This window comes from Kitasatospora purpeofusca, from assembly GCF_000718025.1.
Lineage (GTDB): Bacteria > Actinomycetota > Actinomycetes > Streptomycetales > Streptomycetaceae > Kitasatospora > Kitasatospora purpeofusca.
On sequence record NZ_JODS01000027.1, the window covers coordinates 86250 to 97442 of the forward strand.

Genomic DNA, 11193 nt, shown 5'->3' on the forward strand with positions numbered 1-11193 from the left:
GATCGACCGTGACCCGCCCGTGCCACCGCACCGCACCACCCGTCCGCGCAACCGGTCCGCGCTACCGGTCGGCGAAGGTCGGCGCGGTGCGGGGAGCAGGTATCACCGGTCGATCGGCGGTCAGCGCCGCCGCCCCCGCCCGGGCGTCCGCGGCAAGGTGCTCGGCGCCCCACTGCAGGGCGACCTCCTCCGCCCGGGCGTAGGCCAGCCGGGCGGCCGGAATGTCGCCGAGCAGGACGTTCACCTCGGCCAGCGCCAGCGCGAGCGGCCGGGTGCAGAAGCCCCCCGTGGCGGCCGATCCCAGCTGGTCCTGCAACGACACCAGGCGGGGAACGAGTTCGGCTGCCGCCCGCCGGTCGCCCAGCAGGCAGGCCAGCTTGGCCCGGGCTCCGAGCCGGACCCCGAAGAAGTGGTCGGCGGTCGGCACCGGGGCGAGCCGGACCGCCCGGGCCTCGTCCAGCTTGCCCTGCAGGGCCAGGACGACGGCGAACGCCTCCCCGCCGAGCACACCCCAGGTGTCGTAGAGCACCCGCATGTGCGGCTCCAGTTCCTCCACCCGGCCCTGGCCGAGCCGGACGGCGACCAGCCCGCGGTCGTAGAGGTCGGCGCCGTGCCAGGCGTTCCCGCCGTGCAGCCGCGCCCGGACCCGCCCGTACAGCCGCTCCGCCTCTTCGAACTCGCCACGCGCGTGGGCGAGCATCGCCAGGGTCGCGGTGCTGGTGGCCTCCGCCTCGGGCATCCCGTACCGCCGGGCGATCTCCACCCCGCGCTCGGCGTGTTCGCGTACGGCCTCGGCGTCGTTGCAGACGGCGGCGATCCGCGCGTCGACGTGCTCGCACACCCACCGGTAGGCCGGGAGCTCGTGCTCCTCGGTCAGGTCCCGCAGCTCGGCGATCGCCAAGCCGCGGCGCTCGCCCTGGAACTCGTGGGGCATCAGCCGCGTCATCGTGGTGAGTGCCGCGGCGAGCAGGCCCGGATCGCCCGCGGCACGCGCGATCCGCAGCTGGCGTTCGGCGGCCTCCAGGGCCGGGCCGGGAGCGGTGCCGGCCAGCTCCTCGACCATCCGTTGCAGCAGCCCGGCGGTCACCGCGGGTTCCAGGTCCTCCCGGGCGGCCAGCCGTTCGAGGGTCTCGACGGTTCTGCGGTCGGTCTCCCGGTGGGGCCGGGTGAACCAGGGCGTCGGCTCGGTCCAGGCCGCGTGGGCGACGGCCAGCAGGTCGTCGCGCGCCACGAGGCGGGCGACCGACACCGCCCGCTCCCTGGTCCGCAGGGCGGCCTCGGCCGCACCGGCCCTGACCTGCAGTCGCAGCAGCCTGCCGAGCAGGCCGACGAGCCGCCCGGCCCGCTCGGCCTCCGACCCGGGGAGCACGTCCGCCGCGTCGATCGCCCACTGGAGCAGCTCCGCCGCCACATCGTGCGCCAGCCGGTGCTCCGCCCGGTCGGCGGCACGCAGCGCGCAGTCGACGGCCTGCCGGGCACGGGCCTCCTCCCGGGAGCGGGCGGCGTGCCGGGCCAGGCCGGCCCAGTCCTCGGGGCGCAGCCGTTCGAGGGCCGTGGCGAGACGGCCGTGCAGGACATGGCGGTGGACCGACGCGAGCTCGCCGTCCAGGATCTCGTGCAGCAGAGGGTGGGCGAGTCGGACCCGGCCCGGAGCGCTCTCCGTCAGCAGCCCGGCGGCCAGCAGTCCGGCCGGTACGGCGCTCGGCGGGGCGGCAGTCGGCGGTACGGCAGTCGGCGGTACGGGGCTCGGAGGTGCGGAGGAATCCGGCGAGGAATCGAGGGCCGCGGCCGCGACGAGGAGCGCCGTCTCCTCCTCGCCTCCGCAGAGCGCCGCGAGGTCCAGCAACCGCCGTTCCGGCGCCGACCTGCGCGCCAGCCTGCGGAGCAGCACCTCCCTCGGCCCCGGGGGCAGGTCACCGGCCGAGGCGGGCGCGCCCGCCTCCCCCCACAACCGGGCGGCTTGCACCAAGTGGTGCGGATTGCCGCCGCTCTGCTCGGTCAGGGCCGCGACCGCCTCGGCGGCGACGGGGACGCCCGCCACCGCCCGGACCAGCGCGGCGGCCTCCGCCGCGGGCAGCCCCCGCAGGTCGAGCCGGTGGGGGTCACACGCGGCCAGCTCGTCGAGCAGCGGTGTCAGCCGCTGCCCGCCGTCGTCCGGACGGAAGGCGGCGACGACCAGCACCGGCACACCGCGCAGCGAGGCGGCGAGGCCGAGGAGCGCGAGGGTCTGCGCGTCGGCCCGCCCGAGGTCGTCGATCACGACGGCGAGCGGGCCTCGCGCGGCGGCACCGGTGAGCCGGTCCCGGAAGTCGGCGTGCAGACGGGCCCGGGCCGCGGTCGCGTCCGCGGTCGCCGCGGCGCCGCCCGCGGGTGGTGGGGCGAGCAGGTCGTCGACCGGGCCCGGGGCAGCCGGCGGGGCGAGCCGCGCGAGTGCGGTGAGGGCCTGGACCCAGCCGCCGACCGGTGCCGTGGCGGGGTCGTCGGGGCAGCTACCGGTCACGACCGTCCAACCGTCCGCGCGGAGCAGCGCGGTGTACCGGTCGAGCAGAGCGGTCTTGCCGACACCCGCGTTCCCGCTCACCAGCACCACTCCCCCGGTACGGGTGGCGTCCCGGGCCACCGCCCGGAGCCCGTCCAACTCGTCCTCCCGGCCGAGGAACCGGGCCACCGGGCACGGACGGTCCTCCACGTCGGCCTCGGCCGGTGCCACGTCGGCGGATGCCCCATCAGCGGGCGCCGTCCCGGCGGGAGACCGGTCCACGGGTGCTGTCCCGGCCACGGCCGGCCCGCTCCCGGCGTGCCCGGGCACGGCCTGCCGCAGTACGTCGAACCGCCCGTTCAGGATGGCCGGTTCGAGCTCGGCGAGGGCCGGTCCGGGATCGAGGCCGAGCTCCTGGACGATCGCCGTCCGGGCACGGCGCAGGGTCAGCAGGGCGTCCGCCTGCCGGCCGGTCGCCCATTGGGCGAGGGCGAGCAGCCGCCACCCCTCCTCCCGCAGCGGGTCCGCGCGCACCAACTCCTCGGCGGTCGGTACCACTTCCGCCGGCCGCCCGGCCCGCAACCCCGCCGCGGCGGCCAGTTCCTGTGCGGCCAACCGCAGTTCGCCCAGCCGCGCCACCTCGGCGAGCGCCCAGTCCTGATCCGCCCACTCCTGGTACGCGGGGCCCCGCCACCAGCCGAGCGCCTCCGTCAGGCGCCGGTGGGCGGCACCCGGTTCGGCGTCCCGCGCCTCGCGCACCACGGCCTCGAACCGCCACGCGTCGACGGCCTCCGCCGGCAGCCGTACCGCGTAGCCGGGCGGGGCGCTGAGCAGCACCCCGGAGGCCGACCGCGGCGGACGATCGGGCTCCAGCACCCGGCGCAGGTTGGAGATGTAGGGATGCAGGGAGGCCAGGGCCTGGCGGGGAGGAGTACTCGGCCACAGAGTGTCGACGATCCGGTCGACGGACACCACCTGGCCCCGGCCGATCAGCAACAGCGCCAGCACGGAACGCTGTTGGGGCCGGCCGAGCACCAGCCGCTCCCCACCGACGGCTGCCTCCATCGGTCCCAGCACGCGCACACCAAGCATGACGAATCAACCTACCGAACAGCTGTCTGATGGCCGGGGAGGCCGTTCCGGGAACCCGGCGTGTCGCACCTGGCCGCCCGGACCGCCCCGACACCCCGCGGACGCCCCACGGAGACGGTCCCGCCATCCCCGAAGCCCCCGGTTCTCGCTGCACGGACGCCAACAGGCCGGTCCGGACCTCCCCCGAGGGGCTATGAAACCACGGATCCGGCGTTCCCCCTCAATCCCCGCCACACCCTGACTGACCTGCACATCAGTCACCCGGACCGGCCGGACGCGAACGGCCCGCCGGGGCCAAGGTCCACCGTCCCCGGGCCGTCCCGGCCCGGGCCCTCGGCCCGCCCGGATCCCCGGTGTCCCGTCCCCGGCCGAGGCGCTGGGACACCCGCTGGGACCGGCGGTCGGGCCATCGGCGACGGCGGATCCGGTGCGACGCCCGGGGCGGACGCCGAGCCGCCGGACAGGACCTGCCCGACCTCGCCCGTCAGCCACCGGAGGGGGGGTGCCGGGGTGCGGGCCGAGCAGCGCCCGGGCGGAACGGCGGGGCGATCCCATGGCCCGGGAGGGTGAGAGGGAAGTCGTACAGTGCCGCCACGCCGCCGGCGGCGTCGGCGCCGCGGAGGGGGGCGAGCAGGTCACCGAACGTCGCCGGGGCGAGCGGTTCGTCGGTGACAGCGTGGCCCGGCGGGCGGCGAACGCCTCGGCGCGTTCGGGGCCGGCGACCGGGGGAAGCGGGCCGACATCGATCAGGCCGGTGACGTCCGGTCGGCCTGACGGCGCGACCTCGGCATCGGCGACGTCCAGGTGCGCCAGTCGCTGTGATTCGAGTCTCGGGATGGAACATCGGACGGAAAGGACCCCTGAGAACGCCGTGCTCCACCGGTGCGGGTCCGGTCGGGACCCGCCGGCGCCGAGCAGTCGCTGGGTTGTCGGCTGCTGGTCCGTGGTGGAGCCGGCGTCGGCGCGGAGCCGGGTTCCGGCTGCGGCCTGGGGTGCTCCTGGCAGCGGGTCTGCTGCTGAGCGGGGGCTCGTGCTCCGCCGGCTCGGGTGTCTTCCCGGCGGTGTCGAGCGGTGGAGGGGCGTCCTGCGGCCGGCGGGTCGGCCGGGCGGCGGGACCGTCCCTGCGGCCGACCCGCCCCACGGGTCGGCCGCAGGCTGCCGCGTTCGCTGCTGCCCAGCGTGGACGCGGCAGCCCCGTGGCCGGCGCCGCCCCACAGCAGGGGCCGGCCACGGAGTGCGGGGGGGGTCAGCCGATGGCGACGTCGTCGAGGAGGAAGACGGTCGTCAGGTAGGGGTCCTCGGCGCCGGCGAACTCGAGCTTCACGTTCTGCCCCTTGTAGGAGGACAGGTCGACGGTCTTCTGGAGGTACGCGGAGCCGGCGTTGGCGTTGGAGTAGGTGGCCAGCGTGGTGCCGTTGACGTTGACCTTGAGGGTGTCGTAGGCGGTGGCGCCGGACTCCTGGGTGCTGACCTTCAGCCAGAAGGTGAGCTTGGGGCTGCCGACGGAGGGGACCGCGATGTTCGCCTGGGAGAGGGACTCGGTGGCGGAGGTGCCGTAGCCCATCATCGCGGCGTACCAGGAGCCGCCGTGGGAGGGCTGCAGGGTGGAGCTGGTGATGTCGTCGGCGCTCTGGGTCCAGCCGGCGGTGCCCTGTTCGAAGCCGCCGTTGGTCAGGGCATTGCCGCTCGGACTCGGGCTGCCGGTCGGCGTGGAGGTGGGGGTCGGCGTGGGGGTCGGGGTGCCGGGGTCGGGCAGTGCGGTGCCGACGCTGACGGCCGCCCACGCCTTGGAGACGAGGTACCGCTCCTGGGAGTTGGTGCCGTACAGGTCGGCGGCGGCCTGCAGGGTGGCGGTGCGGGCCGAGGCGTAGCTGGTGGTGGAGGTCATGTAGGCGGTCAGTGCGCGGTACCAGACGGCTGCGGCCTTGTCCTTGCCGATGCCGGTGAAGGTGTCGTTGTTGCAGGTGGTGCCGTTGTGCGCGCGTCCGCCGATGGTCTTGGCACCGGTGCCCTCGGACGCCAGGTAGAAGAAGTGGTTGGCGATGCCGGAGGAGTAGTGGACGTCGACCGTTCCGGCGCTGGAGGTCCAGCAGCCGAGGCTGTTGCCGTCGGAGGCGGGGTTGTCCATCCGGCGCAGGGAGCCGTTGGGCATGTTGAGCTTCTCGCCGATGTAGTAGTCACCGGGGTCGTTGCTGTTGCCGGCGTAGAACTCGACCATGGTGCCGAAGATGTCGCTCGTGGCCTCGTTGAGGCCGCCGGACTCGCCGGAGTAGTTGAGGTTCGCCGTGGCGGCGGTGACGCCGTGGCTCATCTCGTGGCCGGCCACGTCGACGGCGGTGACGGGGGTGTTGCCGTTCTGCGAGGAGCCGTCGCCGAAGTACATGCAGAAGCAGTTGTCGTCGTAGAAGGCGTTCACCAGCTGGTTGTCCACGTGCACGTACGCGGGGGCGCCGCGGCCGTCGTTGCGTATGCCGGAGCGGTTGAAGGCGCTCTTGTAGAAGTCCCAGGTCTTCGCCAAGCCGTAGGAAGCGTCGACGGCGGCGCTCTCGCGGCTGGAGGCGGTGCCGTTGCCCCAGGTGTTGGTGGTCCTGGCGAAGGCGCGGGCGTTCTGCCTCGGGTTGGACTGCGGGCTGTTGTAGGCGTCGTAGACGATGGTGCCGCCGTGGGAGGCGTCGGTGAGGGTGTAGCCGGAGGCGGTCTGGGTGGTCTCGATGGAGACCTGGCCGACGGTGACGCCGTTGCCGGTGCCACCGATGCCCTGGTGCAGCTCGTACTGGTCCAGCGGCGCGCCGCTGCCCGCGTCCACGATCACCGCCTCGCGCGAGCCGGCCCCCGCCTCGCCGTCGCCGGTGACGGTCGAGCGGTAGGCCAGCACGGGGACCTTGCCGACCGCGTACACCACCAGGGTGCTGCCGTCCGCGCCGTCGGTCTTGGCGTTCTTGACGTGCTTGGCGTGCCGGACGGCCGCGGCCGAGGCTTCGCCCGCGCTCAGCTTCGGCGTCACCGCCGCCACCTTGATCGCGCCTCGGTGGGCCTGGTCGGAGCCGGAGGCCTTGCCGTTCTTGTCGTAGTGGACGACCAGGTCGCCGCCTATGACGGGCAGGCCGCGGTAGGTGCGGTCGTAGCGAACGTGCCGGGCACCGTCGGTGTCTGTCAGCACGTCCTTCGCCGCCAGGCGCTCGTCGGGGCCGAAGCCGAGCGACTTCGCGACGGTGTCGGCCTCCCGGTCGGCGGTGCGTATCGCCTCGGCGCGGACGTCGGCGGCCATCGCGCGGAGCCCCGCGCCGGGGCGGGCGGTGGGTGAGTCGGCGGCCGCGGTGGACTGCGTGACCACCACGGTCACGGTGCCCAGGGCAAGGGCCGCTGCGACGGCGGCCGCCAGAGTGTTCTTGCGGGACATGACATTCCTCCCGCCGAGCTGGGGTTGAGGGGGTGAGGGCAGCCGGACGCCATGGGTGGGGAGCGTCCGGCAACCGGAGAACAGCTCGACTGTGGCGATGAGGCTAGGGAAGACCGAGGGCGGCCGAAATCAGGGGAAACCCTTGTCCTGGACCGCGGCGGTACCGGGGTCGCACGATGGCCCGATGCAAGACTCCGCGACGTGGTTCACTGGGCTTCGGCAAACGCATGGCACCGCGCCGTCCATCGCGCCCGACGACCTGGGCGGCATCCGCCGGGTGGTGCTGTTCGGGCCGCCCGGCATCGGCAAGACCACCGCCGCCGGCGCGCTGGCGCGCCGGTCGGGCCGCCCCGTGCTGCGGCTGGCCCCCGGCCCGCAGGACGCCGACATCCCGTACACCGGACTGCTCGAACTCGCGCTCGCTCTCCAACCACTTCGGGCCGCAAGGGAGTTGGCGGACGCACTGGACGAGGCCGGCACAGGACCGACCTCGCCGCACGGCAGCGCCCTGGCCCTGCGGCTACGCCGGCTGACCGCCACGGTGCTGCGGGAGGCGCCACCGGTGATGCTGGTGGTGGACAACACCCAGTGGCTGGACGAGGCCAGCACCGCTGTACTGGGCTGGGCCCTGCGGCAGGCCCCGGAGCTGCCCGCCATCGCCACCGAGCGCACATGGCGACCGGCGGCCGGCGGCCACTGGATCGACGAGGACGCGTACCCGGTGCGCGTCCCGGCGCTGTCGACCCACCAGATCGCCTCCCTCCTCTCCCCCCACCGGCCCGATCCGCACGCCGTCGCCCGGCTCCACACCCGCAGCGGCGGCAACCCCGCCCTGGCCCTGGCACTCGCCGAGGCTGGCATCCGCAGCGGCCAGGACGATCCGACCCTGCCCCCGGCGGCCCGCCGACTGCTCGGAGAGTGGCTCGAGACTGTGTCGCACGACGTGCGCGAACTGCTGACACTCGCCGCGCTCGACGACCGCCCCGACCGCGAACTGCTGGCCCGCCTCGCCGGTCCGGCCGCCGATCACCTGCTGGCCCAGGCCGAGACGGCCGCACTGATCGACCCCGGAGACGGCGACGGGCAGGTGCGCTTCACCGCCTCCGCGGTCGGCACCGAACTCGTCACCAGACTCCCGGGCACCGCGCGCCGCCTCCTGCACGCCCGCCTCGCCCAGGCCTGCCACGACCCCGCCCGCCGCGACCGCCACACCACTTTGGCCGCCGACACCGGCGACCCCCGCACCGCCCGGCACACCGCCCGCGACGCCGCCCGCGCCGCCGGCCACGCCCGGATGCGCGGCGAACACCCGCTGGCCGCCGAACTCTCCCTCCTCGCCGCCCAGCGCACCCCGCACGAGGACACCGGCCTGCTCACCGAACGGGCCCTGACCGCGGTGCGCGACGCCTCGCACTGCGGCGACCTCCCCCGCGCCCGGGCCGCCACCCGCCTCGTCCTCGAACACGACACCAGCCCCGCCCAACGCGTCGGCGCCCTCCTGGCCCTGATAGACGCCAGCGGACAGCACCTCCACAGCGCGGACGAACTGTTCGCCGCCGCGATCCACGAAACAGCTGGCCGACCGGACCTGACCGCACAGATCCTGCTCCGCCAAGCCATCTGGGCCAACGTCAACGAAGGCGCCCCCGAACAGGCCGCCGCCCTGGCCTCCCACGCCGCCGACCTCGCCCGCGCGGCCGACGACACCACCACCGCCGCCCTGGCCCTCACCATGCAGGCCCGCATCCAGCGCATCCTCGGCCACCCCGAAGCCCACACCACACTGGAGCGCGCGCTCTCCCTGCCACGCACCGCACCCGTCCCCGTCAACGCCACCCCGGAACACCTCGCCGCCCGCCACGCCCTCTTCGACGACCGCCCCGAACAGGCCCGCACCACGCTGCTGCCCCTACTCGTCCAGGCCCAGCGGACCGGGGACGTCGAGGCCACCGTGGACCTCCTGCGAAGCCTCGCCGAAACCGAACTGCGCACCGGACGCTGCGCCAAGGCCCTCGCCTACGCCCACCGAGCCCAGACCCTGTCCGACAACGCCGGCCTGTTCCCCGGCCCGGCCTGCTACACCTCCGCTCTCGTCGAGGGCACCGCCTTGCGCACCGACACCGCCCTGACCCACGCCCGCCGCGGCATCGACGCCTCCCGACACGAGGACAACAAGGTCTTCCTCTCCCGCAACCTCTACGCCCTCGGACACCTCCTGCTCGCCGCCGACCGCCCGAAGGAAGCCCTGGAGCCGCTGCAGGAGGTCCGCGCCCTGGAACAGCGCCAGCAGGTCCGCGACCCGTCCGTACTGCGCTGGCACGCCGATCTGGCCGAGGCCCTGCTCGCCGTCGGCCGCCCCGACGAGGCGGACGACCTGCTCACCGACACCCACCGCACCGCCACCGGCCTCGGCCGGACCTCCGTCCTGCCCGCCCTCGAACGCTCGCGGGCCCTGCTGGACGCAGCCCGCGGCCACTACGACACCGCCGCCCAACGCCTCACCGACGCAGCCGACCGCCTACGCGACCTCCCGCTCGAACGAGGCCGCACCCTCCTGGCCCTCAGCCACACCGAACGCCGAGCCCGCCGCCGCGCCGGCGCCCGCACCGCCGCACAGAAAGCCGCCGACCTCTTCACCGCCCACGCAGCCCACCCCTGGGCCGACGCCGCCACCCACGCTCTCCACCGCCTGGAAACCAGCTCTGCGGACGCGGGTGCGCACCCCCGCCTCACCGGCGCCGAAGAACGCTGCGCCCGCCTCGCCGCCGCCGGGGCCAGCAACCGGGACATCGCCGCGGCCCTGACTGTCAGCGTCAAAACCGTCGAGGCCACTCTCACCCGGATCTACCGCAAGCTCGACCTCCACTCCCGCGTCCAACTCGCCCACGCGATCACCCCGACCCCCGAATGACCGTCCGCCCCGCTTCATGCGCGTATCCCGCACCCACGGCTGCCGCTGGACCTGCCCCCGGCGCCCGTGGGTCGCGGAGGCGATGTCCTATTCTGTTGGGCATGTCGAACCCTGACGGGCTGCTCGTCGACATCGCGGCGATGGTCGAGTCCGAGCACAGCAACCAGATGTCCCTGACCGTGGTGGTCCCCGGCGCGGTGATCACCGGCAGGCTCGCGCCGGTGTCCCTGTGGTGGGAGCGGGTGGCGGAGGTCCTCCAGACCTCGGAGCACCTGAAGCCGTTCGCCGCCCTCCCGGGGGCAGGCCGCTGGTCCGGGTGCCGTGGAGCCGTCGGCGGCCCCGGTCGGCGAGACGACGGGTACTCCGCCCGGGGCCGATGCCCCGGGCGGAGTACCCGTCTCGGACCGGACCCGTCCCGGGCACCTGTCCGCGGCGGGGCCCGGCCCGGCCGCACCCTCCAGCCGCCACGTCCTGTGCCGTGTGCGGTGTCACCGTTCGGGGCGACCAGAGCGTGCAGCGCGAGGTCGCCCCGTCTTTCTGGCGCCTGCGGCGGGCGGCCGTACCACTGGAGGAGACTGCAGGCCGGGAGTTCTGCCGGTCCGTCAGGTGTCAGCGGCCGGTTCGTGGCCGTGCTGGGAGCGGCGGAGTTGCTCGTTGATGCGCAGGGCTTCTTCGAGTTGGTCCTCGAGGATGACGATGCGGCAGGCGGCTTCGACGGGGGTGCCCTGGTCGACGAGGTCGCGGGCGCGCATGGCGATCCGTAGTTGGTAGCGGGAGTAGCGCCGGTGTCCGCCCTCTGAACGCAGTGGGGTGATGAGGCCCTGGTCACCGAGGGCTCGCAGGAAACCGGGGGTGGTGCCGGTCATCTCGGCGGCCCGGCCCATGGTGTAGGCGGGGTAGTCGTCGTCGTCGAGTTTGTCGGGTGTGCCGGGGCTGGTCGTTGTAGTCACTGCACCTCTCTGGTTCTCGGGGAGAACGCGTCGAGGGGCCCCGAAGCCGTGTCGGCTCCGGGGCCCCGAAGGGGAACAACACCACCTACCGGCCTGGGCCGGTCCTCGGGTTCCGCACCGCCCCGGGGGAGGGGGTGTGCGGGGATCGCGTACGCGTGACCGGAAACCACCGTCCTTGCCTTGGGGTCTGCGGTGTCCGCCCGGGGTGAGACTTCATGGGCCGGGCGATATCGCATTGCCCCGTCTCCGCGGGCGGGCGGCCGGCGGTTCGGGGTGTTCCGTGCCGCTCCTCGGGGGGATCGGGAGCGGCACGGAACGGTCCGGGGGTCAGGCCCGGATCTGCCTGCGGTCGCCGCTGTGG

The 11193-nt window shown here is 74.6% G+C and carries 4 protein-coding genes and 1 pseudogene; 2 read left to right on the top strand and 3 right to left on the bottom strand.

Going from position 1 to position 11193, the window contains the following annotated elements:
- Positions 1-61: 61 nt before the first annotated feature.
- Complete coding sequence (locus IF01_RS0130630) at positions 62-3571, bottom strand: ATP-binding protein (RefSeq protein WP_244215678.1); 3510 nt, start codon at positions 3569-3571, stop codon at positions 62-64.
- A gap of 1246 nt (positions 3572-4817) precedes the next feature.
- Positions 4818-6971, bottom strand: a complete 2154-nt coding sequence (locus IF01_RS0130635) for a M4 family metallopeptidase (RefSeq protein ID WP_030396839.1) — start codon at positions 6969-6971, stop codon at positions 4818-4820.
- A 184-nt stretch (positions 6972-7155) separates the two neighbouring features.
- Between IF01_RS0130635 and IF01_RS51165 the strand changes: the two genes are divergently transcribed.
- Both IF01_RS51165 and IF01_RS50370 read left to right on the top strand, forming a co-directional pair.
- Complete coding sequence (locus tag IF01_RS51165) at positions 7156-9882, top strand: helix-turn-helix transcriptional regulator (RefSeq protein WP_078880455.1); 2727 nt, start codon at positions 7156-7158, stop codon at positions 9880-9882.
- Positions 9883-9983: 101 nt separating this feature from the next.
- A pseudogene (locus IF01_RS50370) lies at positions 9984-10175 on the top strand (hypothetical protein); the annotation flags it as partial.
- Between the two features lie 309 nt (positions 10176-10484).
- Here IF01_RS50370 and IF01_RS0130645 read toward each other — a convergent pair.
- Positions 10485-10766, bottom strand: coding sequence for a helix-turn-helix domain-containing protein (locus IF01_RS0130645; protein WP_078880459.1), 282 nt, complete (start codon positions 10764-10766; stop codon positions 10485-10487).
- Between the last annotated feature and the right edge of the window lie 427 nt (positions 10767-11193).